The following is a 24,420-nucleotide window of genomic DNA, read 5'->3' as shown; positions in this document are numbered from 1 at the left end:
CCTTTTCACAGTTAAAAGAAGTAATGCCTACTATGACTCAAGTCGCGAAGAAAATTCTGGTAACGTGCGCACTGCCGTACGCCAACGGCTCAATCCACCTCGGCCACATGCTGGAGCATATCCAGGCTGATGTCTGGGTCCGTTACCAGCGAATGCGCGGCCACGAGGTTAACTTCATCTGCGCGGACGATGCCCACGGCACGCCGATCATGCTGAAAGCCCAGCAGCTGGGTGTTTCCCCTGAGCAGATGATTGCCGAAATGAGTCAGGAGCATCAGACCGATTTTGCTGGCTTTGACATCAGCTATGACAACTACCACTCCACGCACAGCGAAGAGAACCGGGAGCTGTCTGAGCTCATCTACACCCGTCTGAAAGAGAATGGTTTTATTAAAAACCGCACTATCTCTCAGCTGTACGATCCGGAAAAAGGCATGTTCCTGCCGGACCGTTTCGTCAAAGGCACCTGCCCGAAATGTAAATCACCGGATCAGTACGGCGATAACTGCGAAGTGTGCGGCGCAACCTACAGCCCGACTGAGCTGATCGACCCGAAATCGGTGGTCTCCGGCGCCACGCCTGTGATGCGTGATTCCGAGCACTTCTTCTTCGATCTGCCCTCCTTTAGCGAGATGCTGCAGGCGTGGACCCGCAGCGGCGCGCTGCAGGAGCAGGTGGCGAACAAAATGCAGGAGTGGTTCGAATCCGGCCTGCAGCAGTGGGACATCTCCCGTGATGCGCCCTACTTCGGTTTCGAAATCCCGAATGCACCGGGCAAATATTTCTACGTCTGGCTGGACGCGCCAATCGGCTACATGGGCTCCTTCAAGAACCTGTGTGACAAGCGTGGCGACACCGTCAGCTTCGACGAGTACTGGAAAAAAGATTCCACCGCCGAGCTGTATCACTTCATCGGTAAAGACATCGTCTATTTCCACAGCCTGTTCTGGCCAGCAATGCTGGAAGGCAGCAACTTCCGCAAGCCGACCAACCTGTTTGTTCACGGCTACGTGACGGTGAACGGCGCGAAGATGTCCAAATCTCGCGGTACGTTCATTAAAGCCAGCACCTGGCTGAACCACTTCGACGCGGACAGCCTGCGTTACTACTACACGGCGAAGCTCTCTTCCCGCATCGACGACATCGACCTGAACCTGGAAGATTTCGTGCAGCGCGTGAACGCGGACATTGTTAACAAGGTGGTTAACCTGGCCTCCCGTAACGCGGGCTTTATCGCCAAGCGTTTTGACGGCGTGATGGCGGCCGAACTGGCTGACCCTGCGCTGTACAAAACCTTCACCGATGCGGCGGCTACCATTGGCGACGCGTGGGAAACCCGCGAGTTCGGTAAAGCGGTGCGTGAAATCATGGCGCTGGCAGACCTGGCTAACCGTTATGTGGACGAGCAGGCGCCGTGGGTGGTCGCGAAGCAGGAAGGCCGCGATGCCGATCTGCAGGCGATCTGCTCCATGGGCATTAACCTGTTCCGCGTGCTGATGACGTATCTGAAGCCAGTTCTGCCGCAACTGGCAGCCCGTGCAGAAGCGTTCCTCAATACCGAACTGAGCTGGGATGCCATTCAGCAACCACTGCTCGGCCACAAGGTCAACACCTTTAAGGCGCTCTACAACCGCATTGAGATGAAACAGGTTGAAGCCCTGGTGGAAGCCTCGAAAGAAGAGGTGAAAGCGGCCGCAGCACCGGTGACCGGCCCGCTGGCTGACGATCCGATTCAGGAGACCATCACCTTTGATGATTTTGCCAAAATCGACCTGCGCGTGGCGCTGATTGAGAACGCAGAATTCGTGGAAGGCTCTGACAAGCTGCTGCGCCTGACGCTGGATCTGGGCGGTGAGAAGCGTAACGTCTTCTCCGGCATCCGTTCTGCCTATCCTGATCCGCAGGTATTGATTGGCCGTCAGACCGTCATGGTCGCGAACCTGGCACCGCGTAAAATGCGCTTCGGCATCTCTGAGGGGATGGTGATGGCCGCAGGCCCTGGCGGGAAAGATATCTTCCTGTTAAGCCCTGACGAAGGCGCGAAGCCAGGTCAGCAGGTGAAATAACAAAAAAGCCGGAGATTATCTCCGGCTTTTTTGTTCTCCCTCTCCCACAGGGAGAGGGCTGGGATGAGGGCATCAGGCCGCCCCCATTCCGCAATCACGCCTTCGTGTTATGCACCCGATGGGTCAACCCGCGCAGGAAATTACGCATAAACTGGTCGCCGCACTCGCGGTAATTTTTATGGCCCGGCGCACGCATCATGGCGGTCACTTCCGGCACGGATACGCGGTATTTTTGCTCGGTCATGATCGCCACAATATCGTCCGTTTTCAGCGAGAACGCGATACGCAGCTTTTTCAGCACCGTGTTGTTGTCCACCCGACGCTCCAGCGCCAGTTCAGGTGCAGAATCATCTTTGCCACGCTTATCGTAGATCAGGCCGTTCAGGAAGCCAGACAAGATAATGTCCGGGCAGCGAACAAACCCCTCTTCGTCCTCTTTGGTCATCCAGGTGTCGAAACCGGCAGAGGTGGATTCCATGGCAGACAGCGCAAGAATGCGCACCATGTCGTTGTTGTTTGCTTTCAGGGTGTAGCGCAGGCTACGAAGAATATCATTACTAAGCATGAGTGCCTTTAACTGTCGATGATGCAATGGCGCGCAGTGTACCAGTTTTACAGGCCAATCGCCTCTTTCAAACTTTTCAGGTAGCGACGACTGACGGGTACCGTTTGACCGGCCCGCAGCACCAGCTCTGCCTGGCCGTTATCTTCCAGACGGATTTCTTTCAGATGCGCCATGTTAACCAGATACTGCCGATGGCAGCGGACAAGCGGCGTGCGGCTCTCCAGGGTGCGCAGCGTCAGCTCGGTAAAGCCTTCATTGCCCTCGGCGCTGGTGACAAACACCCCGCTCAGGCGACTGCTGACGAAAGCCACATCATCCATCTGCAGCAGGTAAATCCGGCTATGCCCGGTACACGGGATAAACTTCAGCGGCTGCTGGTTTTCCGGCAGCAGCGTGACGTCCTGTACCGTACGCTCCTGGCGTAAACGCGTCAGGGTCTTTTCGAGCCGCTTCTCTTCAATCGGCTTCAGCAGGTAATCGAACGCGTGTTCTTCAAAGGCTTTCACGGCATATTCGTCAAACGCCGTCAGAAACACGATATACGGGCGATGCTCCGGATCAAGCATGCCGACCATCTCCAGCCCGCTGATACGGGGCATCTGAATGTCGAGGAACAGCACGTCCGGGCGCAGTTTATGTACCGCGCCAATGGCCTCAATGGCGTTGGCGCACTCTCCCACAATCTCAATGTCACTCTGCTCCTGCAACAGCACGCGCAGGTTTTCCCGTGCCAACGGTTCATCATCGACTATCAGCACTCTTAACATGCGGTCTCCTCCAGCGGCAATCGTAACGTAATACGGGTAAATCGGTCCGGCTCACAGGCCACGGTAATGCCACATCCATCACCAAAGTGAGCGCGCAGACGTTTATCCACCAGGCTCATCCCCAGCCCGCCTGACGCGGACGGGACGTAAAGCCCGGCATTGTCTTCAATATTCAGCACCAGATGATGATTAAACCGGCTGGCAGAAATGGTGATCTCCCCATTCCCCAGAAGCTGCGATGTCCCGTGCTTAATGGCATTTTCCACAATCGGCTGCAGGGTAAAGGCCGGAAGATGCTGATACGCCAGTTCATCCGGCACGGATAGCGACACTTGCAGACGTGACTGGAAGCGCGCCTGCTCAATCTGCAAATAGGCGTTTACATGTTCAATCTCATCGGCCAGGGTGACAATTTCAGACGGCCGTTTCAGGTTCTTGCGGAAAAACGTCGACAGGAACTGCACCAGCTGCGCGGCCTGATCGCTGTCGCGGCGGATCACCGCTTTCAGGGTGTTGAGGGCATTAAACAGGAAATGCGGGTTCACCTGAGCGTGCAGGAGCTTAATTTCCGACTGCGTTAACAGGGCTTTTTGCCGTTCATATTGCCCCGCCAGGATTTGCGCGGAGAGCAGCTGCGCAATCCCCTCCCCCAGCGTTCGGTTGATTGAACTGAACAAGCGGTTCCTGGCTTCATAGAGCTTAATGGTCCCCATCACTCGCTGGTTTTCACCCCGCAGCGGGATGACCAGCGTAGAGCCAAGCTTACACTGCGGGTGCAGCGAACAGCGGTAGGGCACCTCGTTTCCGTCGGCATAGACTACCTCACCGGTCTCTATCGCACGAAGCGTATACGCGGACGAAATCGGTCTGCCGGGAAGGTGGTGATCGTCGCCGGTACCGGTAAAGGCCAGCAGCTTTTCACGATCGGTAATCGCAACGGCACCGATGTCCAGCTCCTGATAGAGCACCTGCGCCACCTTCATGCTGTTTTCTTCGTTAAAGCCCTGGCGCAGGATCCCTTCAGTTGAGGCGGCGACCTTCAGTGCTGTCGCAGAGAACGCCGAGGTGTATTTCTCAAACATGGCGCGTTTGTCGAGCAGAATGCGCATAAACAGCGCCGCGCCCACGGTGTTGGTGACCATCATCGGGGCGGCAATACTGTTCACCAGATGCAGCGCATCCTCAAACGGTCGGGCGATAAGGAGGATGATCGCCATCTGCGCCATTTCGGCCACAAAGGTGATCGCGCCCGCAGTAAGCGGGCTGAAGACTTTATCCGGGCGGCCACGTTTAATCATGTAGCTGTGCACCAGGCCACCAAGCAACCCCTCCACGATGGTGGAGATCATGCAACTGAGCGCCGTCATGCCGCCCATGGAATAACGGTGCAGGCCGCCGGTCAGCCCGACGAGTCCGCCGACCACGGGGCCACCGAGCAGCCCCCCCATCACCGCGCCAATCGCGCGGGTGTTGGCGATCGAGTCTTCAATATGGAGGCCAAAGTAGGTCCCCATAATGCAGAAAATGGAGAAGGTTACATAGCAGAGGAGTTTGTGCGGCAGACGGACGGTCACTTGCATCAGCGGGATGAACAGACGCGTTTTACTCATCAACCAGGCGATGACAAGAAACACGCACATCTGCTGAAGCAACAGCAGCACCAGATTAAACTCGTACATACTCAGGAACCGCACCTTCTGAAAACGCGTAACATACACTGAAGGCGCCGAAGTTTCTTTGAAGCAGTCCAAAAAAGCGGTAAATCGTGTCCGCCATCACATCTTTTGCCGAACATAACGCATGCTTCGCATTATTTGTACAAAAAAAGAGCAATTCTTCCTGGTTCGACAAACTGGGTCTACAGTTAAGCTGGGGACGCGTTAGCCAGGGGGCGATTATGGCGCTTTACACGATCGGTGAAGTGGCACTCCTTTGTGACATCAATCCCGTCACGCTACGGGCATGGCAGAGACGGTATGGTTTACTCAAACCGCAGCGAACGGACGGTGGTCACCGTCTTTTCAACGATGCCGATATCGACCGGATCCGCGAAATCAAAAGCTGGATCGACAACGGTGTACAGGTGGGCAAGGTTAAGTCGCTGCTCAGTCATGACGATCCCGACACACAACACCTCTGGCGCGAACAACAGGAAACCCTGCTGCGGCTCCTGCAGGCGGGTAACCTCCAGCGCCTGCGCGCGTGGATAAAAGAGCAAGGCCGCGATTATCCGGCGCAAACGCTAATCAGCCATCTTTTCATCCCGCTTCGTCGACGGCTGCAATGTCAGCACTCCACCCTGCAGGCGCTGCTGAGTATGCTCGACGGCGTTCTTATCAACTACATCGCCGTTTGTCTTGCCTCGGCGAGAAACAAAGGCGGAAAAGACGCGCTGGTTGTCGGCTGGAACGTGCACGACACCACGCGGCTGTGGCTGGAAGCCTGGATCGCCACCCAACAGGGCTGGCGTGTGGATGTTCTGGCGCATTCGCTTGCCCAGCTGCGGCCCGAATTTTTCGACGGCCAGACCCTGCTGGTCTGGTGCGGCGAAGTGCCCTCCGCCTCGCAGCAACAGTTGCTGACGGAATGGCGGGAACACGGTTATCCAGTTTACGCCCTCAGTCCCGACGAGCCGTAACGGCATTTAATGGTTCATTAACAGCTGCGCTTCACCGTATAATTGTTCCGTTAACAACAGGAGCAGATGATGAAGGCAACCAAACTGGCCGTAATTACCCTTTTTGTACTGATGGCCGTCAGCGGCATCGGCGGCGTGATGCTGGCCGGGTACTCATTTATTGTTCGTGGCGGTGTCGGCTGAGGAATTGAGCCAGCCGCTCAAACAGGCGATCGACGACGATGGCCGCCAGCGCGACCAGTACCGCCCCCTGGATTATATAGGCCGTATTAAACCCGCTTAAGCCGATGATGATCGGCGTTCCCAGCGTATTGGCCCCCACCGTAGACGCGATGGTCGCCGTGCCGATGTTAATAATCACCGACGTACGGATCCCCGCGATAATCACCGGTGCCGCAAGCGGCAGTTCAACCTTGCACAGTCGCTGACCGTTGCTCATGCCCATCCCTTCGGCCACGCTCAGTACCGATGCCGGTACCGACGCAATGCCCGCCAGCGTCCCCTGAAGAACAGGCAGCACGCCGTAAAGAATCAGCGCAATGATGGCCGGTTGCTGACCAAACCCGATCACCGGCACCGCAATCGCCAGGACCGCCACCGGCGGAAATGTCTGCCCGATAGCCGCAATTGTCTCCACCAGCGGGCGAAACTCTCTCCCCCAGGGCCGTGTTACCGCAATCCCGGCGCCCACGCCCAGCACCACGGCAATCGCGCTGGAGAGCGCCACCAGCCACAGGTGCGCAAGGGCAAGATTGACAAAACTCTCCTGCTGATAGACCGGTCGCGGCAGGCCGGGAAAGAGTGAGCTGAACAGCGCCGCGCTGTGCGGCATCAGAAACAGCAAGGCAACAAAAAGCCCTGTCAGCCAGAGGAGCGGATCACGCATGACCTTCACGCGTCACCTCCCCGGCCAGCAGATCGCGAAAATGCAGGGTGCCGCACGGTGCGCCTGCGGCATCCGTCACCGGCAAGACCTCGCACTGGCGCGCCACAAAGGCGGATAGCGCGTCCCGCAGGCTCATCTGTTCCTGTAACGGTTCACCGCTTATCGCCACATCCTGTCGACGCATATAATCGCTGACGGTTCGCAGGGAGAGCAGCCTGACGCCCAGTTCGCTGCGGCCAAAAAACTCGCGCACAAAATCGTTCTTCGGATGGGTCAACAGGTCAAGTGGCGTGCCCTGCTGGATCACTTCGCCGTGATCCATCAACACCAGATGGTCGGCCAGCCTCAGCGCCTCATCAATATCGTGCGTCACGAGGACGATCGTTCGGCCAAGGATCCGGTGAATGCGGGTCATCTCAGTCTGCAGCGCCCCGCGTGTGACCGGATCCAGCGCGCCAAAAGGCTCATCCATCAGCAGCACCTGCGGATTGGCCGCCAGCGCGCGCGCCACCCCCACACGCTGCTGTTGTCCGCCCGAAAGCTGATGCGGGTAGCGGTCACGCAGCCCGGGCTCTAACCCCAGCAGCGACATAAGCTCGTCCACTCGTGCGTCAGTCTTTGCCCGCGACCATTTTTCCAGCTGCAGCACGGTGGCAATGTTCTGCGCGACCGACCAGTGGGGAAACAGGCCGATGGACTGGATGGCGTAGCCCATGCGACGACGCAACTCCAGCACCGGCAGGCTGCGGATCTCTTCCCCGGCAAAACGTATTACACCGCTGTCGTGCTCCACCAGGCGGTTGATCATCTTCAGGGTGGTGGATTTCCCCGAACCCGAGGTGCCAATCAGTACCGAAAACGCCCCCTCGGCAAAATTCAGGTTCAGGTGGCTTGCCGCCGGACGGCCGGCAAACGTTTTACTGACATCGTGAAATTCAATCATTGGCTCTTCTCCCGAGCAACGCGAGCCATAAGGCAAACAGCGCATCGATGACGACCGCCAGTGCAATCGTGGGCACCACGCCCAGTAACACCAGATCCAGCGCGCTACTCAGCAGCCCCTGGAACACCAGCGCACCAAAGCCACCAGCGCCAATCAGCGCGGCGATCACCGCCATCCCGACGGTCTGGACCGCCACCACCCGCAGGCTACGCAGCAGCAGGGGCAAGGCCAGCGGGAGCTGGATCTGCCAGAAGCACTGGCGCCGGCTCATCCCCATTGCATGGGCGCTCTCCAGCACATCCGGCGCGACCTGGCTTAAGCCCGCCACCACGCCGCGGACCAGCGGCAGCAGCGCGTACAGCACCAGGGCAATCAGCGCGGGGGTTAATCCGGTTCCGGCGATACCGACTGCGGCTAAGGCCGGAAATGACTTCACCAGTCCCGCAAGCGGCGCAATCAGCAGGCCAAACAGAGCCACGGAAGGAATGGTCTGGATCACGTTGAGCACGGCAAAAACCCCGCCCTGGCGGGAAGGATGACGGTAACACCACATGCCCAGCGGTACCCCCAGCAGTAACGCCGGGAACAGCGTGCCGAAGAGGATCGTCAGGTGTTGCGCCAGTGCATCATCAAACACCTCCTGACGGTTGGCGTACTCTTTTAACAGCGAGAGATTATTCAGCTCACCGCTGAACAGCAGCAGCAACGGAACACACCAGATCTGGGCATTGAGCACCCAGCGCCAGGCAGACGACGGGATCAGGCGGCGGATCGCATCGCTGCAGGCCAGCAGACACAGCGCCAGCCACAGCCACAGTCCACTGCCCACGGTGGTTCGCGCCAGTGGACTTTCCGCCGAGGTCATGTGCGTGGCGGCAAGCCCGGCACTCCAGAACAAGGTGATGAAGAGGCCTTCACTGAGGAGTAGCGTCAGCCATTGTGCAACCCGCCCACGGCTGAGCGAGAGCACAACCAGTGCACCCAGCGCTACAACCAGCAGCAGCGGCGTAAACGGCCAGACCTGCCAGAGTGCGCGCCCTTCCCCCGACATCAGGCGGTTAGGCGCCACATTGACAAACGGTAGCGCGACCGCCGCCATGGCCACACAGGCCAACAGCAGCAGTACGCGGTTATGACATTTTATTGGCACAGCCCTGTCCTGTTACTTCACAAGCCCTTGTTGTTTCAGGAAGTCGGCGGCCACTTTTTTGGCATCCAGTCCCTCTACGGCAATGCTGGCGTTGAGCTGTTGCAGCGTTTTCTCATCCAGTTTTTCAAAGACCGGTTTGAGCCATTCAGCGATATCCGGGTAGGCTTTCAGCACCGCCTGACGCACCACGGGCGTTGGGGCATAAATAGGCTGAACGCCTTTCGGATCGGTTAAGGTTTGCAGGCCAAGCGCCGCGACCGGGCCGTCCGTACCGTAGGCCATCGCCGCATTGACGCCAGAGGTCTGCTGCGCCGCCGCCTTGATGGTCACTGCGGTGTCACCGCCCGCGAGCGAGAGCAGCTGTGCCTGGTCGAGCTTGAAGTCGTAGGCTTTTTCGAAAGCAGGCAGCGCGTCCGGACGCTCGATAAACTCCGCGGAGGCCGCAAGCTTAAAGTCGCCCTTCTCTTTCAGATAGCGGCTGAGATCCGCCAGCGAGGTCATTTTGCCTTTCTCCGCCACGTCTTTACGCACCGCGATGGTCCAGGTGTTGTTGGCCGGAGCCGGGGTCAGCCAGACCAGCTTGTTCTGTTCTGCATCGAGTTTTTTGACTTTTTCATACCCGGCTTTGGCGTTTTTCCATGCCGGATCGTTTTCATCTTTGAAGAAGAATGCCCCGTTGCCGGTATATTCCGGGTAGATATCCAGCTCGCCGGAGGTGATGGCGCCGCGTACCACTGGCGTGGTGCCCAGCTGGACTTTATTGACGGTTTTCACGCCGTGGCTTTCCAGTACCTGCAAAATGATATTACCGAGCAGCGCACCCTCGGTATCGATCTTCGAGCCCACTTTTACCGGTTCTGCCGCCTGTAGCGGCAGGCTTAGCGCCGCGAGCAACGCCGCAGAAACCATCATCCCCGTTTTAATCGTCATTCCACTATCCTCATTTTTTTGTCGCCTTTTTCAGAGGCTTGAGAGAAAAGCGTAGCTTAAAACGGCGGATTTACCCGGCAAAATGCCTTTTTAGCATAAGGTAAGACGCATCCCCCGATGAACGGGGGATGCAAAGGAAGGAAAGGTTACAGCAGCTCGAACTCGCCTTTATTGACGCGAGCGGAATCCAAACCAATAAACACATTGAACTTGCCCGGTTCCGCATCGTATTTCATCTGCTGGTTCCAGAACTTCAGGGCATCCACGTCGATCGGGAAGCTGATGGTTTTGGTTTCGCCAGGTTTGAGATTGACCTTCTCAAAGCCACGCAGCTGTTTCACCGGACGGCTCATGGAGGCAGTCACATCCTGAACGTACATCTGAAGTACCGTCGCACCTTCACGTTTGCCGGTGTTCGTCACCTCAACGCTGGCAGTCACTTTACCGTCACGCTTCAGGCGCGGGGCTGACATTTTCACGTCAGAGACCTTAAAGGTGGTATAGCTCAGACCGTACCCAAACGGATACAGCGGACCGTTCGCTTCATCGAAGTAACGGGAGGTGTACTTGTTTGGCTTATCAGCGTTATACGGACGACCGGTATTCAGGTGGCTGTAGTACACCGGGATCTGCCCGACAGAGCGTGGGAAGGACATCGGCAGTTTGCCCGACGGGTTGTAATCACCAAACAACACATCGGCGATGGCGTTCCCCCCTTCCGTACCGGCGAACCAGGTTTCCAGAATGGCGTCAGCCTGCTGCTCTTCTTTCACCAGCGCCAGCGGACGGCCGTTCATCAGTACCAGCACCAGCGGCTTGCCAGTGGCTTTCAGGGCGGCGATCAGATCACGCTGGCTTTGCGGGATCGTGATATCGGTACGGCTGGAGGCTTCGTGTGCCATCCCCTGCGCTTCACCCACCACCGCAACCACCACATCAGACTGTTTCGCGGCGTTTACCGCTTCGTCAATCATCTCTTTTGGCGTGCGCGGATCGACCTTCACCGCCTCTTCATACTGATTGAGGAAAGTCACGATATCTTTATCATCAGTGACGTTCGCCCCTTTGGCATAGATCACCTTCGCGTTTTCACCGACCGCACTCTTAATACCGGTCAGCACCGTCACGGACTGATCGGCCACACCCGCCGCAGACCAGCTACCCATCACGTCGCGCTTGCTGTCTGCCAGCGGGCCAACCACCGCAATGGTGCCGGATTTTTTCAGCGGCAGCGTGTCGAGTCGGTTTTTCAGCAGCACCAGGCTTTCACGCGCCACTTCACGGGCCTCTTTACGGTGCAGACGGCTTTCGGCGTTGGTGTCTGCCGGGTCAGACTCTTTCGGGCCCAGGTGGCTGTAAGGATCGTTAAACAGCCCCATGTCATATTTCACGTTCAGCACGTGACGCGTGGCATCGTCCAGCTCCGCCATCGTCACCTTGCCGCTCTTCACCAGCCCCGGCAGGTACTTGCTGTAATACTCGTCACTCATGCTCATGTTGATGCCGGATTTGAGCGCCACGCGCACCGCATCTTCCGGGTCCGACGCCGTGCCGTGTTTGATGAGTTCTTTAATGGCGCCGTGGTCAGAGACGGTGATGCCCTTGAAGCCCCACTGGTCACGCAGCACGTCTTTCAGCAGCCAGGAATCCGACGTGGCTGGCGTGCCGTTGAGCGAGTTCAGGGCGACCATCACCGCGCCGCTACCGGCATCCAGGCCTGCTTTGTACGGCGGCATATAGTCGTTAAACAGGCGCTGCGGGCTCATGTCGACGGTGTTGTACTCTTTACCGCCTTCCACTGCACCATAGGCCGCGAAGTGCTTGACGCTGGTCATGACCGAATAGCGATCCGCCGGGCTTTTACCCTGCATCGCTTCCACCATGGTTTTCCCCATCGTGGCGGTCAAATAAGTATCTTCACCAAAGCCCTCTGACGCGCGGCCCCAGCGCGGATCGCGGGAGACATCAACCATCGGAGCCCAGGTCATGTTCAGGCCGTCGTCGGCGGCTTCATATGCCGAGACACGCCCGACGGTTTTCACCGCGTCGAGGTTAAAGGAGGAGGCCAGACCGAGGCTGATAGGGAATACGGTACGCTGTCCGTGTACCACGTCATAGGCGAAAAACAGCGGAATTTTCAGGCGGCTAAGTTCCATCACCTGATCCTGCATTTTGCGGATATCCTGACGGGTTACGGTGTTAAAAATCGCCCCCACCTGGCTCTCTTTAATCATCTCGCGGATCGCCTCTTTCGGGTTATCCGGGCCGACGCTGATAAGACGCAGCTGGCCGATCTTCTCATCGACCGTCATTTTCTTGAGCAATTCCGTGACAAACGCGTCCCGTGCTTCAGGCGTAAGCGGGTGATTGCCAAACAGTTCATCTGCCAGCGCAGGTTGCAGTGCCAGGCTGACGGCGACACCTACAGAACATAGCCATTTCATGTCGTTTTACTCTCTCATCAATTTCCGCCGGAAGATCTCGGCCAGGGCGTGCGAAAAGCGCAGTGTGCCACAAACCCTCAGAACGTTGCAGGGTTATTCTCTGATTTTTCTCGCAAATACGCGCCCTCTAAACGGCTAATCGCGCTATGCTTTACAGCGAGAAATTTGCCCCACCACAAGGAGTGGAAGATGTCTTCTGTTCGAACTGCCGATAACACGACTTTTATTCACGAACTGTCGCGCCTGGTTGGTCACTCTCACCTGCTTACCGACCCGGCCAAAACTGCCCGCTACCGTAAGGGCTTTCGTTCCGGACAGGGCGATGCGCTGGCGGTGGTTTTTCCCGGCACGCTGCTGGAGCTGTGGCGCGTCCTGAGCGCCTGCGTCGCCGCCGACAAGATTATTTTAATGCAGGCGGCTAACACCGGCCTGACCGAAGGCTCGACGCCGAACGGCAACGATTACGACCGTGATATCGTCATCATCAGCACCCTGCGTCTCGACAAACTCCACCTGCTGGATAAAGGCGAGCAGGTGCTGGCCTTCCCCGGCACCACGCTCTACTCGCTGGAAAAAGCGCTTAAACCTCTGGGGCGCGAACCGCATTCGGTGATTGGTTCATCCTGTATTGGCGCCTCCGTCATTGGTGGGATCTGCAATAACTCCGGCGGCTCGCTGGTGCAGCGCGGACCCGCTTATACCGAAATGTCGCTGTATGCCCGTATTGATGAAAACGGCAAGCTGACGCTGGTTAACCATCTGGGAATCGATCTGGGCGTTACCCCGGAGCAGATCCTGAGCAAGCTCGACGACGATCGCGTGAAAGATGAAGACGTGCAGCACGATGGCCGTCATGCCCACGACCACGATTACGTCACCCGCGTGCGCGATATCGACGCGGATACCCCGGCGCGTTATAACGCCGACCCGGACCGCCTGTTTGAATCCTCCGGCTGCGCGGGCAAACTGGCCGTTTTCGCGGTCCGGCTCGACACCTTCCCGGCCGAGAAAAAGCAGCAGGTGTTTTACATCGGCACCAATCAGCCTGACGTGCTGACCGAAATCCGTCGTCATATTCTGGGCGAATTCACGCACCTGCCGGTGGCGGGCGAGTATATGCACCGGGATATCTACGACATCGCCGAACGCTACGGCAAAGATACGTTCCTGATGATCGACAAGCTCGGCACCGATAAAATGCCGTTCTTCTTCACCATGAAAGGCCGCACCGACGCGATGCTGGAGAAGGTGTCGCTGTTTAAACCGCACTTCACCGACCGCTTTATGCAGAAGCTGGGGAATGTCTTCCCCGCCCACCTGCCGGAGCGCATGAAAACCTGGCGCGATAAGTATGAACATCACCTGCTGCTGAAAATGGCCGGAGACGGGATCGCCGAAGCGCAGACCTGGCTGAGCGAATTCTTTAAAACCGCCGAGGGGGATTTCTTCGCCTGTACGCCTGAGGAGGGAAGCAAAGCCTTCCTGCACCGTTTTGCCGCTGCGGGTGCCGCCATCCGTTATCAGGCCGTACACTCAGAAGAGGTAGAGGATATTCTGGCGCTGGATATTGCGCTGCGACGCAACGATACCGAGTGGTTTGAACATCTACCGCCGGAAATCGACAGCAAGCTGGTGCATAAGCTCTATTACGGCCACTTTATGTGCTACGTCTTCCACCAGGATTACATCGTTAAAAAAGGGGTCGACGCGCACGCGTTGAAAGAGGAGATGCTCGCCCTTCTTCGCGAACGTGGCGCACAATATCCTGCGGAACACAACGTCGGGCATCTTTACAAAGCCCCCGATACACTTAAGCAGTTTTATCGCGAGAATGACCCTACAAACAGTATGAATCCCGGCATTGGTAAAACAACGCGGAATAAATACTGGAAGGAGAGCGTGAACGCGGAGCAGTCCATAACGCAAGCGTCTGATTAATTCATACAGCCATATTTAAGAGATTGTTAAGCACAGCTCAATCGTACTAGAGTACCTGCACTCGCCGGAGAAACGTTTCTCCGGCAATCTTTGACGAGGAGCAGGCACATCATGTCGGCTGTTGATATCTTATCCGTAACCGAAGTGGAAGTGCGCGATGCCCTTCCCGACGATGTGCATGCCATTTCGGCTATTTACGCATGGCATGTACTTCACGGACGCGCGTCGTTTGAGGAAATTCCCCCCACCGTTGATGAAATGCGTAAGCGTTTGAAAAACGTCACCGATAACGGTTTGCCCTGGCTGGTGGCGCTGTATCGCGGCATTGTGGTGGGCTATTGCTATGCCACCCCCTACCGTCCACGACACGCATATCGCTACACGCTGGAAGAATCTATTTACGTGGATGCCAGCACCACAGGACGCGGTTTTGGCAGCGCATTAATGGGCGCGCTGATTGAACGCTGCGAGCAAGGCCCCTGGCGGCAGATGATTGCCGTTGTGGGTGATGGCAATAATAACGCCGGCTCATTGCGACTGCATAAAAAGCACGGTTTTGAAGTCGTGGGTCAGTTGCGTAGCGTGGGTTACAAAAAAGGCGACTGGCGGGATACGGTGATTATGCAGCGCCCGCTCAACGACGGAGACTGGACGCTGCCGGAATAGGCCCAGTGCGGTCTGGTGCCGTCACCCCGGCCCTCTCCCACAGGGAGAGGGAGAAAACAGAAAAAAACGGTAACATAGTTACCGTTTTGCTTTTACCTAATCGTTCTGCGCCGTCGCCATCTGCTCGGCTTTCTGCTTTTTATACGTCAGCGCCGCAGCCGGAACCGGCTGCACTTTCCCTGTTTCAATCCAGGTGCGCAGTCGGCTGGCATCGGCGAAGTGAGTATATTTGCCGAAGGCATCCATCACCACCAGCGCCACCGGTTTACCGTTGAACACGGTACGCATCACCAGACAGTGACCCGCCGCGTTAGTAAAGCCGGTTTTGGTTAACTGAATATTCCAGTTCTCGCGGTACACCAGGTGGTTGGTGTTGCGAAACGGCAGCGTATAGGCCGGATTCGCAAAGGTGGCCATCTCTTCACGCGTGGTGCTGAGTTGCCCAATCAGCGGGTACTGTTTACTGGCAATCAGCAGTTTCGTCAGATCGCGCGCCGTGGAGACGTTGTGAATCGACAGACCTGTCGGCTCAACATAATGGGTATTATTCATACCCAGCGCTTTGGCTTTGGCATTCATCGCGCGAACAAAAGCGTCATAGCCACCCGGATAGTGGTGGGCGAGGCTCGCTGCCGCGCGGTTTTCAGACGACATCAGCGCCAGCAGCAGCATGTTTTTACGGCTGATTTCACTGTTCAGACGCACGCGGGAGTAAACCCCTTTCATCTCCGGCGTGTGGCTGATGTCCACTTTCAGTTTTTCATCCAGCGGCAGATGTGCATCCAGCACCACCATCGCGGTCATTAATTTGGTTATCGAGGCAATCGGGCGCACCAGATCCGGATGGCTGGCGTAGATCACCTTATTGGTGTTGAGATCAACAATCATCGCGCTGCCGGAAGCGATTTGCGGTTGGGCAGCAGCGGTGGTCACCGCGGGCGTTTTGGCGAGAGCTGGCACGCCAGCAGACGCCCCCAGCAACAGTGCCAGGCTAAGTAAAGAAACTCGGAATTTCAGCATGGTGAGACTTCTGATAATTATTCACGCACGTTATGACGTACACCGCCTGTGTCGACGGAGAAACACAGGCTGGCTCCGGCATCATAGCGGTCACCGTGCATTGTCGCCAGCGGATAATCGTGAACAGATGCTGCATTGCTGGCATTTACGCCAGCAATGCAGTGAACTCAGAAGAGACGGTATCCATAACCCCAAAGAATCACCGTCAGCGCCAGTAACGCCTCCAGCACCAGCACGCCGATGGCGAGCGTTGAACTGGAGAAGCTCAGGCCCTCTTCTTTATTGATATTCAGGAAGGTGGGTACGCCCAGATACAGCAGATAACCCGTGTAAAAGAGCGCAATAGTACCGATCAGCGCGCACAACCAGACCAGTGGATAGAGCGCAACAATACCGCTTAAGAACAGCGGGGTCGCGACATATCCGGCAAAGACCATACAGTGTGCCAGTGAAGGACGTTGCGGATAGTTACGCGCCATCCAGTGAATGACACGTCCCATGATGGCGACACCCGCCAGCATCAGACCATAAAAGAGAATGGCCAGATAAAGCCCGGTAAACCAGGAAAGCTGAACCACGGTACCATCACCAAAGTTCCAGCCGATTTGTGTTGTACCGATAAACGCGCATATCACCGGCACCGCTGCCATCAGCAGCACGTGGTGCGTGTAATGATGCGAGACCGTTTCGTTCTCACTTTTGATGACATGCATTTCACGATCGGGATGGGAAAAAAGTCCCCAGACATGGTTCATAGCGCCCCCTTGTTGTCGGCCCGTCATCGATACCTTAAGTATAATGCAGGCTTTAGATTATTTTATGTACAGTGGGAAATTTCCGTTGATTGCCCCGCGGTTGAGACAAGGGGTATATGATTAAGCGAGGCATGCTGAGGGAGATGATGTTTACGTAATGGATATCAACGGACTTATTGAACAATACGGATACGCAGCGCTGGTTGTCGGGAGCGTGGCGGAAGGTGAAACCATCACGCTGTTAGGCGGCGTCGCCGCGCATCAGGGATTACTCAAATTCCCGCTGGTCGTTGCCGCGGTTGCCCTGGGCGGGATGATTGGCGATCAGCTGCTCTACTTTCTGGGGATGCGCTTTGGGCCGACGCTGCTTAAGCGTTTCGCTAAACACAAAAAGAAGATTAACCGGGCGCAACGGCTCATTCAGCGTCATCCTTACCTGTTTGTTATTGGCACCCGTTTTATGTATGGCTTTCGGATCATCGGGCCGATATTGATTGGCGCCAGCCGCCTGCCGCCGAAAATTTTCCTGCCGCTGAACGTGATTGGTGCATTCGCCTGGGCGCTGATTTTTACCACGCTCGGTTACGTGGGTGGAGAAGTGATAGGTCCGTGGCTGCATAACCTTGACCAGCATCTGAAGCACTGGGCGTGGCTGATACTGGTGGTTGTGGCAGTGATTGGGGTCAGGCTGTGGATGCGGCACAGAGAGAAGAAGCAGGATGAGGAGTGAGTGCGGCCTGCTGCCCTCACCCTCTCCCACAGGGAGAGGGAACTTAAAACACCCTCTCCCACGGGGTGAGGGGGAAGCTAACCCGCCGGTTTAAACTGCGGATTCGCCAGCATAAACCCACCATCGACGATAAACGACTGGCCGGTGGTGTAGCTGGCGTCGCTGTCGCATAACCACGCCACCAGACTGGCGATCTCTTTGGTGTACCCCGGTCTGGCGAGCGGGATCGCTGGCATCGAGCCTTCCTTCACTTCACTCTCGTCCATATCATTCATCGGGGTGGCAATCGCCCCCGGCGCGACAGCATTCACCAGAATGTTGTGCTGCACCAGCTCCAGCGCCATGGATTTGGTTAATCCCCCCAGGGCGTGTTTTGCGGCGGTATAGGCGCTGGCCTCCGGCAGCGGCGTGTGTTCATGCACCGAGGTGATATTCACAATTCGCCCCCCTTCCCCTTGCTTTACCATGGTACGCGCGGCTATTTGCGAACAGAGAAACGCGCCGTCCACGTCGACAGTAAAGATGTTCCGCCACTCATCAAACGGCATATCCAGGAAGGGCGCTTTGGTCATCGCGCCGGCGTTGTTAACCAGCACGTCCAGGCGACCAAAACGGGCGATTAACGTTTCAATCGCCTGCGCCCCCTGCGGCAGGGTGCTTAAATCAAGCTGGATAGCTTCAGCCCGCCGTCCCTGCGCCTCTACTTCGCGGCAGGTCTCCCGCGCCCCTTGTTCATCAGAATGCCAGGTGACACCAATATCAAACCCACGTTCAGCCAGCATCAGGGCCGTGGTTTTACCAATCCCGGAGTCCGATGCGGTGACAATCGCTACTTTGGTCATACTCACCTCCTGAAAAACTGCAAAGAGGTAAGTATAGATAATGTCCTTTTTTAGCCATGATGATAACCACCGCCGAGCGCGGACGTCAGCTGCAGCGTGGCGTCAATGTACTCGCCCTGCAGCAGCAGACCGGCGAGATGTTCTTTCAGCGCGGGGATTTTGGCTTCACTGACGCGGGATCCGGCAATAATCCCGGCGCTAAAACGCGCCTGCGCCAGCGCCACCACACGCGCGGCATCTTTTTCCACCTGCTGCTGATGCTGATTTTTCGCCGTCAGCATTTCCACTTCGCTGGCCGTACGTGCCACCTGATTCACGGCATCCACCACCGCCTTGTTGTAATTCGCCACCGAGAGATTGTTCTGCGCCTGGGCGATATCCAGCTGTGCATTCAGCCTGCCGCTGTCAAAAATGGGCAAGGTCAGCCCGGCGGTCACGCCCATTTGCTGGGCTGAAGAACGGAACAGATCGCTCAGGTGCAGGGCATCCTGCTGTAAAAACGCCATCAGATTCACATCAGGATAAAACGCCGCTCTGGCGGCATCGACCTCGCTCATGGACGCTTCGATATACCAGTGGGCCTCCTGCAGATCCGGCCGTCGGGCCAGCAGTTCATACCCCAGCGTCGACGGTAACGACGCCTCAACCGTCGGTAAGGCATGCCGTGTGAGCACCAGCGCGGAGGTATTAGTCAACGCGTTCAGACGCGCCTCAACGGCTTTCATTTTGCCGTGAACCTCGGCGATTTGCTCTTCGGTTTTGCTGGCGTTGATATCGGTTTCGACACCTTCCACAGAGGAGGTGATGCCGTGCTGATACAGCTCGCGATCGGCACCAATGATATTGTCCTGTTCGGATTTTATCTGCATGAGGATATCCCCTGCGGCGGCCTGTGTTTGCCAGTCCCAGTAGAGCCGCGCCACGCTGCTGGCAAGCAGTTGAAGGGTCTGCTCAAGCTCCGCTTTTTGCGCATTCACTTTGCCTATCCGGGCCTCCACCCGGGCGCGATTTTTGCCCCACAAATCAAGATCCCAGCCCGCAGTCAGGCCGAATGTACCGTTGGTATACCAGGGGCCGGTGGTTCCCGCCGCCGGATCGGTAAGAGCAAAAGGCCCCATCAGCCCTTCGGCGGACATTTTCTGACGTTCGGCGTCAGCCGAAAAATCCATTTGCGGGCCGTCGGCTGCCAGGGTGGCTTTAGCCTGGGCTTCAGCAAGGGTAATACGCTGACGGGCAATCTGCATATCCGGTGCATCGTCCAGTGCTTTGGCAATCAGTCTGTTTAGCTGGGGATCGTTATACGCCTTCCACCATTCATTTTTCGGCCAGTCCTGATGACGCAGAACCGTATTAACCGACGCCGTGATCGGCCGGGTAGTGAGGGGGGATACCGTGGCATGTTGCGGCGCACAGCCGGCCAGACAAAATGCAAAAGAAGCACTCAGAGATAAAATAAGAAAAGGTTTCATTACGCCATTCACGCAAAAAATAAAGGCGCAAATTACGCTTGATGCTGTTTGTTTTTTTAGTAATGCGTGGCAATGTGCAAATTGTCATACACTTTTATATTCAGAAAATTATACATCACAGAAATGAATTAAATCAGTGAATTCATCTTAATGATAAATTGCCTGCTACACTTACTGTTGACATACAGACGCAGGAGACGCGAATGAAAATATTACTGTGGGTAATTTTAATTATATTTCTGATAGGACTGTTGGTCGTCACCGGTGTATTCAAGATGATTTTCTGATTCCTTTGCCCGGCATACCGCCGGGCAAATTCCCTTTATTCCGCTTTTAACGATGCGCCTTTTGTCGCAATTACCTCTTTATACCAATAGAAGCTTTTCTTACGACTGCGGGCCAGCGTGCCATTTCCGCTGTCATCGCGATCGACGTAAATAAAGCCATAGCGCTTGGAGAGTTCAGCTTTAGACGCACTCACCAGGTCGATTGGCCCCCAGCTGGTATATCCCATTACCTCAACCCCATCCTCAATGGCTTCGCGCACCTGTACCAGATGGTCGTTAAGGTAGCGGATGCGATAATCATCCTGCACCACACCATCAGCGTCCGGTTTATCCTTTGCTCCCAGACCATTTTCCACAATAAACAACGGCTTCTGATAACGGTCCCAGAGCACATTCAACAGGGTGCGCAGACCGACAGGGTCAATTTGCCAGCCCCATTCGGAACTTGCCAGATGCGGGTTTGGCACCATGCTCAGGATGTTGCCACGCGCCTGCTGGTTGAGGGCTTCATCCGCGGTGACGCAGCCCGTCATGTAATAGCTGAAGGAGATAAAATCGACGGTGGATTTCAGCGCCTCGCGGTCGGCATCCGTGACCTCAAGCTGAATCCCGTTGTCGCGGAAGAAGCGCTGCATATACCCCGGGTAGGCGCCACGGCACTGTACGTCGCCAAAGAACTGCCAGGTGCGGTTTTCCTGCAGCGTTTCCAGTACATCTTCCGGCTTACAGGTCAGCGGATACATCAGTCCGCCCAGCAGCATGTTGCCAATTCTGGCGTCAGGCACGATCTCGTGACAGGCTTTTACCGCCAGCGCGCTGGCCACCAGCTGATGGTGGATCGCCTGATACACCTCCCCTTTGCTGCTGGTTTCCGGCAGACCGACGCCCGTCATCGGGGCGTGCAGAGACATATTGATCTCATTGAAGGTCAGCCACAGCTTCACCTTCTCTTTGTAGCGCGCAAAGACGGTACGGGCATAGCGCTCAAAGAATCCAATAGTCTGGCGGCTGCCCCACCCGCCGTACTGCTTCACCAGCCCCCACGGCATTTCGTAGTGTGAGAGCGTCACCAGCGGCGTAATGTTGTGCGCAGCCAGCTCGTCAAACAATCTGTCGTAAAACGCCAGTCCCGCTTCGTTAGGCTGAAGTTCGTCGCCGTTGGGAAAAATACGCGTCCAGGCAATGGAGACGCGCAGGCAGCTAAAGCCCATCTCCGCGAACAACCTGATGTCTTCCGGATAGCGATGATAGAAGTCGATGGCGATATCCTTGATGCCGCTGTCACCCGCCACGCGCTCAACTACCGGGCCGAAGACCCCCTGCGGCTGAACGTCTGAGGTGGACAGTCCTTTTCCATCCTCCAGATACGCGCCTTCTACCTGATTCGCGGCAACCGCGCCGCCCCATAAAAAATCGTCCGGGAAAGTTTTCATCACGTTCTCCTGTTATTGTTTGCTGACGCTGAGTAACGGCGCACCCGCATTGACGGACGTCGCCGCCACGGTCACCACGTCACGATACTCATCGCTGTTACTGATAATAATCGGGGTCGCCAGGTCATATCCGGCATCAATAATCGCCTGACGATCAAACTCCAGCAGCAGGTCGCCAGGCTGAACCCTGTCGCCCACCTTCACATGGGCAGTAAACGGCCTGCCGTCGAGCTTCACGGTGTCGATACCCACATGGATCAACACTTCAATCCCGCTGTCGCTGAGCAAGCCGATGGCGTGTTTGGTCTGGAACAAAGAGGCCACCACACCGGCAAACGGGGCAACCACTTTGTTATCAGTTGGAATAATGGCGGCACCGCTGCCCAGCAGGCCGCTGGCAAACGTGGTATCCGGCACCTGGTCAAGCGCCAGAACGGTACCGGTCATGGGGGATAAGACATCGTTTTCCCCGGCAGAAAGCGCAACCTCCGGCGTGGCACGCCCGGGCATTCCGGCCACCAGGGTCAGGCCGCAGCTCATCACCAGCGCCACCACGGTACCGATGACACCGCCCCACAGCGTGGCGTTTACGCCCCCAGGCGGGATCATCTGTGCAATGGTAAAGATATTGGCGAAGCCAAAGGAGTAAACGTGGGTATCGCTGAAGCCGACAATCGCGCCGCCGATAGCCCCCGCCACGCAGCCAAAGATAAACGGACGGCGCAGAGGCAGGTTCACGCCATAAACCGCCGGTTCGGTGATACCAAAAATGCCTGCCGTCACCGATGAACCTGCCAGCATTTTCTGGCGGGCATCGCGGGTTCGCAGGAAGATCCCCAGCGCCGCCCCGACTTGCCCGAACACGGCGGGCAGCAGCATCGGCAGCATGGAGTCATGTCCCAGCACCGCCAGGTTGTTAATCATCAGCGGTACCAGCCCCCAGTGCAGACCAAAAATAACGCAGACCTGCCACAGCGCGCCCATCGCCGCCCCCGCCAGCCACGGCGCCAGAACGTAAATGCTTTGATAGCCGTTCGCCAGCATCTGGCTCAGCCAGGTCGCCAGCGGTCCAATGATGAGGAAAGTCAGCGGTACGGTCACGCCCAGACAGATCAGCGGCGCGAAGAAGTTTTTCATCGAGGAAGGCAGCAGCCTGGTGCTCTGTTTTTCCAGCCAGCAGCTGACCCACGAGGCGAGGATGATCGGGATCACCGACGCGCTGTAGTTGAACCAGGTGACAGGGATGCCGAGAAAGGCTTCCGCTACCGCACCAGGCTGCTGGCTGGCGTTAAACGCCGCAATCATCACCGGATGAGTGAGCGCCCCGCCAATCACCATGGTAATAAACGGATTGCCGCCGAATTTTTTCCCGGCGGTATAGCCCAGCACCAGCGGGAAGAAGAAGAACAGCGCGTCGCTTGCGGCAAACCAGATTTTATAGGTACCGCTCTCAGTGCTAAGCCAGCCGCACACCACCGCCAGCGCCAGCAGCCCTTTCAGAATACCGGACGCGGCAAGAATGCCGATAAACGGGGTAAAGATCCCGGAGACGATGTCGATCAGACGACCCAGCAGATTCCCCTTTTCCCCCTTGTCTTCCACAACAGGCGCGTCATCAGTCAGTCCTGCTTCGCTCCGCACCGCCTGCCAGACATCATGAACGTGGTTACCAATCACCACCTGAAACTGGCCGCCGCTTTCCACCACCATGATCACGCCCGGGTTTTTCTTGAGCCCTTCCGCATCTGCCCGTTGATTCTCTTTGAGCCTGAAGCGAAGCCGGGTGGCACAGTGGACAAGACTGATTATGTTCTCTTTTCCGCCAACGTGGCCGAGAATATCCTTCGCCAGAGCCTGGTATTCCATCTCGATTTCCTTACATCCGATGCCCGCAGGCATCTGTTGACTGAGTTCAAAAAATAAAAAAACCCGAGAACGGCCTCCTTACGAAGTCCGCGCTCAGGTTTTGCCTGCGTTATGCAGTAACAATCCCGTGTTGAGGCTTAACGCCCCTCTTTTCTCACTCGCTCGATATGAATAGCGAGGAACATAATTTCTTCGGTTGTCAGATCGCGCTGGTAGCTTTTATTCAGATGCTGCGCGATTTTCTCGGCGCATTTCCAGGCTTTCGCATAGTTGTCCTTTACCGCCGAATGCAGCGTGACATCATCATCTTCCACCACCGTGCGGGTAAGCATCCGCTGGGCAAAAAACTTCAGGTGGGTGACAAAACGCTGATAGCTGAGCGACTCTTCGTCATACTCAAGCTGCAGCTGATACTTCACCAGTTGCAGGATCTCCTGCATCACCCGCGTCACGTGCATCACGTCCGGCATTTCGCTGTTCAACTGCGCGGTCACCAGATGCAGTGCGATAAACCCCGCCTCATCCTCCTCCAGTTCGACGTTCAGGCGTCTGGCGATAATGGCCCGCGCCTCCTGCCCTAATTCGAACTCCTTCGGATATAACCGCTTGATATCCCACAGCAGCACGTTTTTGATGGCCAGCCCTTTTTTCTGGCGTTCAATCGCAAAGTAGCAGTGGTCCGTGAGTGTGATATACAAGCTGTCCTGCAGTTTTCCCAGCCGCTGTGCCGCCAGCCCAATAATCCGGTCACAGGTGGTCATCACTTCCAGCGGGATCTGGCTCAGCAACTCTCCAAGCCGACGCACCAACTCATCACTTTGCAGCGCAAACACCTTTTCAATCAACGCGGTATCCAGGTCATCACCGACGCGCTTCTGGAAAGCCAGCCCGCGCCCCATCACCACCTGTTCACCTCCGCGTTCATCCTGAACAACCACCACATTGTTATTAAGTATTTTGGCGATTTTCATCGGAACCCCAGAAACAAAAAAACCTGACCTCCGGCAGATGCCAGAAAATCAGGT

General features: G+C 56.6%; 21 protein-coding genes. 6 read left to right on the top strand and 15 right to left on the bottom strand.

The features are described 5' to 3' along the window. Positions 1–32: 32 nt before the first annotated feature. Positions 33–2,066: a methionine--tRNA ligase gene (gene metG, locus NQ842_RS08585; RefSeq protein ID WP_014832663.1), complete on the top strand. Its 2,034-nt coding sequence runs from the start codon at positions 33–35 to the stop codon at positions 2,064–2,066. A gap of 94 nt (positions 2,067–2,160) precedes the next feature. Here the strand turns inward: metG and NQ842_RS08580 are convergent, their stop codons facing one another. Genes NQ842_RS08580 through NQ842_RS08570 form a run of 3 tightly spaced genes read right to left on the bottom strand, consistent with a single transcriptional unit; the run spans position 2,161 to position 5,077 of the window. Further along, positions 2,161–2,631, bottom strand: coding sequence for a DUF1456 family protein (locus tag NQ842_RS08580; protein WP_014832664.1), 471 nt, complete (start codon positions 2,629–2,631; stop codon positions 2,161–2,163). Between the two features lie 47 nt (positions 2,632–2,678). Next, the gene (btsR, locus tag NQ842_RS08575; RefSeq protein WP_014832665.1) at positions 2,679–3,398 is read right to left on the bottom strand and encodes a two-component system response regulator BtsR; all 720 of its coding nucleotides are present in this window, start codon (positions 3,396–3,398) and stop codon (positions 2,679–2,681) included. Then, positions 3,392–5,077: a sensor histidine kinase gene (locus NQ842_RS08570; RefSeq protein WP_014832666.1), complete on the bottom strand. Its 1,686-nt coding sequence runs from the start codon at positions 5,075–5,077 to the stop codon at positions 3,392–3,394. Before NQ842_RS08570 ends, btsR begins: the two co-directional genes overlap by 7 nt. A 218-nt stretch (positions 5,078–5,295) precedes the next feature. On the opposite strand from NQ842_RS08570, the gene mlrA reads away from it, so the two are divergent. Together mlrA and NQ842_RS08560 are read left to right on the top strand one after the other, a co-directional pair. Then, the gene (gene mlrA, locus NQ842_RS08565; RefSeq protein WP_050861298.1) at positions 5,296–6,036 is read left to right on the top strand and encodes an HTH-type transcriptional regulator MlrA; all 741 of its coding nucleotides are present in this window, start codon (positions 5,296–5,298) and stop codon (positions 6,034–6,036) included. A gap of 69 nt (positions 6,037–6,105) precedes the next feature. Then, positions 6,106–6,219 (top strand): protein YohO, encoded by a 114-nt coding sequence (locus NQ842_RS08560; protein ID WP_010433613.1) that lies wholly within the window; start codon positions 6,106–6,108, stop codon positions 6,217–6,219. On the opposite strand, the gene NQ842_RS08555 is transcribed toward NQ842_RS08560, so the two are convergent. From NQ842_RS08555 to bglX, 5 genes are all read right to left on the bottom strand, one after another. Then, positions 6,194–6,931: an ABC transporter permease gene (locus NQ842_RS08555; RefSeq protein WP_257256728.1), complete on the bottom strand. Its 738-nt coding sequence runs from the start codon at positions 6,929–6,931 to the stop codon at positions 6,194–6,196. The genes NQ842_RS08560 and NQ842_RS08555 overlap by 26 nt on opposite strands. After that, a complete protein-coding gene (locus NQ842_RS08550) occupies positions 6,915–7,865 on the bottom strand; it encodes an ABC transporter ATP-binding protein (RefSeq protein ID WP_046888328.1) in 951 nt (316 codons plus the stop codon). The genes NQ842_RS08555 and NQ842_RS08550 overlap by 17 nt, the downstream gene beginning before the upstream one ends. Continuing rightward, positions 7,858–9,015: an ABC transporter permease gene (locus NQ842_RS08545; protein ID WP_014832670.1), complete on the bottom strand. Its 1,158-nt coding sequence runs from the start codon at positions 9,013–9,015 to the stop codon at positions 7,858–7,860. The genes NQ842_RS08550 and NQ842_RS08545 overlap by 8 nt, the downstream gene beginning before the upstream one ends. 12 nt (positions 9,016–9,027) lie before the next feature. Further along, positions 9,028–9,945 (bottom strand): ABC transporter substrate-binding protein, encoded by a 918-nt coding sequence (locus NQ842_RS08540; RefSeq protein WP_050861297.1) that lies wholly within the window; start codon positions 9,943–9,945, stop codon positions 9,028–9,030. Between the two features lie 146 nt (positions 9,946–10,091). Further along, positions 10,092–12,389, bottom strand: coding sequence for a beta-glucosidase BglX (gene bglX / locus NQ842_RS08535; protein ID WP_257256727.1), 2,298 nt, complete (start codon positions 12,387–12,389; stop codon positions 10,092–10,094). A gap of 189 nt (positions 12,390–12,578) precedes the next feature. Between bglX and dld the strand changes: the two genes are divergently transcribed. Next, a complete protein-coding gene (gene dld, locus NQ842_RS08530; RefSeq protein ID WP_014832673.1) occupies positions 12,579–14,327 on the top strand; it encodes a D-lactate dehydrogenase in 1,749 nt (582 codons plus the stop codon). A 111-nt stretch (positions 14,328–14,438) separates the two neighbouring features. Beyond that, positions 14,439–14,993 (top strand): GNAT family N-acetyltransferase, encoded by a 555-nt coding sequence (locus NQ842_RS08525; protein ID WP_014832674.1) that lies wholly within the window; start codon positions 14,439–14,441, stop codon positions 14,991–14,993. Positions 14,994–15,089: 96 nt separating this feature from the next. On the opposite strand, the gene pbpG is transcribed toward NQ842_RS08525, so the two are convergent. Together pbpG and NQ842_RS08515 are read right to left on the bottom strand one after the other, a co-directional pair. Then, a complete protein-coding gene (pbpG, locus tag NQ842_RS08520; protein WP_014832675.1) occupies positions 15,090–16,013 on the bottom strand; it encodes a D-alanyl-D-alanine endopeptidase in 924 nt (307 codons plus the stop codon). 167 nt (positions 16,014–16,180) lie between these two features. Next, positions 16,181–16,768: a Yip1 family protein gene (locus tag NQ842_RS08515; protein WP_014832676.1), complete on the bottom strand. Its 588-nt coding sequence runs from the start codon at positions 16,766–16,768 to the stop codon at positions 16,181–16,183. 157 nt (positions 16,769–16,925) lie between these two features. On the opposite strand from NQ842_RS08515, the gene NQ842_RS08510 reads away from it, so the two are divergent. Beyond that, the gene (locus NQ842_RS08510; protein WP_014832677.1) at positions 16,926–17,498 is read left to right on the top strand and encodes a DedA family protein; all 573 of its coding nucleotides are present in this window, start codon (positions 16,926–16,928) and stop codon (positions 17,496–17,498) included. A gap of 77 nt (positions 17,499–17,575) precedes the next feature. Here the strand turns inward: NQ842_RS08510 and NQ842_RS08505 are convergent, their stop codons facing one another. The 5 genes from NQ842_RS08505 to licT all read right to left on the bottom strand — a co-directional run bounded on the left by NQ842_RS08505 (position 17,576) and on the right by licT (position 24,366). Further along, positions 17,576–18,340, bottom strand: coding sequence for an SDR family oxidoreductase (locus NQ842_RS08505; RefSeq protein WP_014832678.1), 765 nt, complete (start codon positions 18,338–18,340; stop codon positions 17,576–17,578). A gap of 50 nt (positions 18,341–18,390) precedes the next feature. Beyond that, positions 18,391–19,809: a multidrug resistance outer membrane protein MdtQ gene (gene mdtQ / locus NQ842_RS08500; protein WP_257256726.1), complete on the bottom strand. Its 1,419-nt coding sequence runs from the start codon at positions 19,807–19,809 to the stop codon at positions 18,391–18,393. A 322-nt stretch (positions 19,810–20,131) separates the two neighbouring features. Then, positions 20,132–21,529 carry a glycoside hydrolase family 1 protein gene (locus NQ842_RS08495; protein ID WP_046888325.1) on the bottom strand — a complete coding sequence of 466 codons (1,398 nt, stop codon included), beginning with the start codon at positions 21,527–21,529 and terminating at the stop codon, positions 20,132–20,134. A 12-nt stretch (positions 21,530–21,541) separates the two neighbouring features. Then, a complete protein-coding gene (gene bglF / locus NQ842_RS08490) occupies positions 21,542–23,395 on the bottom strand; it encodes a PTS beta-glucoside transporter subunit IIABC (RefSeq protein ID WP_257256725.1) in 1,854 nt (617 codons plus the stop codon). Between the two features lie 137 nt (positions 23,396–23,532). Next, a complete protein-coding gene (licT, locus tag NQ842_RS08485; protein ID WP_014832682.1) occupies positions 23,533–24,366 on the bottom strand; it encodes a BglG family transcription antiterminator LicT in 834 nt (277 codons plus the stop codon). Positions 24,367–24,420: the final 54 nt, after the last annotated feature.

It is taken from the genome of Enterobacter cloacae complex sp. R_G8 (genome assembly GCF_024599795.1).
Lineage (GTDB): Bacteria > Pseudomonadota > Gammaproteobacteria > Enterobacterales > Enterobacteriaceae > Enterobacter > Enterobacter dissolvens.
The sequence above is the reverse complement of the archived record's forward strand: the minus strand, read 5'-3'. Positions and strand labels throughout refer to the sequence as shown.

Excerpts from the sequence above, each read along its gene's own strand:
- metG (WP_014832663.1), top strand. The coding sequence starts at position 33 with ATGACTCAAGTCGCGAAGAAAATTCTGGTAACGTGCGCACTGCCGTAC.
- NQ842_RS08580 (WP_014832664.1), bottom strand. The coding sequence starts at position 2,631 with ATGCTTAGTAATGATATTCTTCGTAGCCTGCGCTACACCCTGAAAGCA.
- btsR (WP_014832665.1), bottom strand. The coding sequence starts at position 3,398 with ATGTTAAGAGTGCTGATAGTCGATGATGAACCGTTGGCACGGGAAAAC.
- NQ842_RS08570 (WP_014832666.1), bottom strand. The coding sequence starts at position 5,077 with ATGTACGAGTTTAATCTGGTGCTGCTGTTGCTTCAGCAGATGTGCGTG.
- mlrA (WP_050861298.1), top strand. The coding sequence starts at position 5,296 with ATGGCGCTTTACACGATCGGTGAAGTGGCACTCCTTTGTGACATCAAT.
- NQ842_RS08560 (WP_010433613.1), top strand. The coding sequence starts at position 6,106 with ATGAAGGCAACCAAACTGGCCGTAATTACCCTTTTTGTACTGATGGCC.
- NQ842_RS08550 (WP_046888328.1), bottom strand. The coding sequence starts at position 7,865 with ATGATTGAATTTCACGATGTCAGTAAAACGTTTGCCGGCCGTCCGGCG.
- NQ842_RS08540 (WP_050861297.1), bottom strand. The coding sequence starts at position 9,945 with ATGACGATTAAAACGGGGATGATGGTTTCTGCGGCGTTGCTCGCGGCG.
- bglX (WP_257256727.1), bottom strand. The coding sequence starts at position 12,389 with ATGAAATGGCTATGTTCTGTAGGTGTCGCCGTCAGCCTGGCACTGCAA.
- dld (WP_014832673.1), top strand. The coding sequence starts at position 12,579 with ATGTCTTCTGTTCGAACTGCCGATAACACGACTTTTATTCACGAACTG.
- NQ842_RS08525 (WP_014832674.1), top strand. The coding sequence starts at position 14,439 with ATGTCGGCTGTTGATATCTTATCCGTAACCGAAGTGGAAGTGCGCGAT.
- pbpG (WP_014832675.1), bottom strand. The coding sequence starts at position 16,013 with ATGCTGAAATTCCGAGTTTCTTTACTTAGCCTGGCACTGTTGCTGGGG.
- NQ842_RS08515 (WP_014832676.1), bottom strand. The coding sequence starts at position 16,768 with ATGAACCATGTCTGGGGACTTTTTTCCCATCCCGATCGTGAAATGCAT.
- NQ842_RS08510 (WP_014832677.1), top strand. The coding sequence starts at position 16,926 with ATGGATATCAACGGACTTATTGAACAATACGGATACGCAGCGCTGGTT.
- NQ842_RS08505 (WP_014832678.1), bottom strand. The coding sequence starts at position 18,340 with ATGACCAAAGTAGCGATTGTCACCGCATCGGACTCCGGGATTGGTAAA.
- mdtQ (WP_257256726.1), bottom strand. The coding sequence starts at position 19,809 with ATGAAACCTTTTCTTATTTTATCTCTGAGTGCTTCTTTTGCATTTTGT.
- NQ842_RS08495 (WP_046888325.1), bottom strand. The coding sequence starts at position 21,529 with ATGAAAACTTTCCCGGACGATTTTTTATGGGGCGGCGCGGTTGCCGCG.
- bglF (WP_257256725.1), bottom strand. The coding sequence starts at position 23,395 with ATGGAATACCAGGCTCTGGCGAAGGATATTCTCGGCCACGTTGGCGGA.
- licT (WP_014832682.1), bottom strand. The coding sequence starts at position 24,366 with ATGAAAATCGCCAAAATACTTAATAACAATGTGGTGGTTGTTCAGGAT.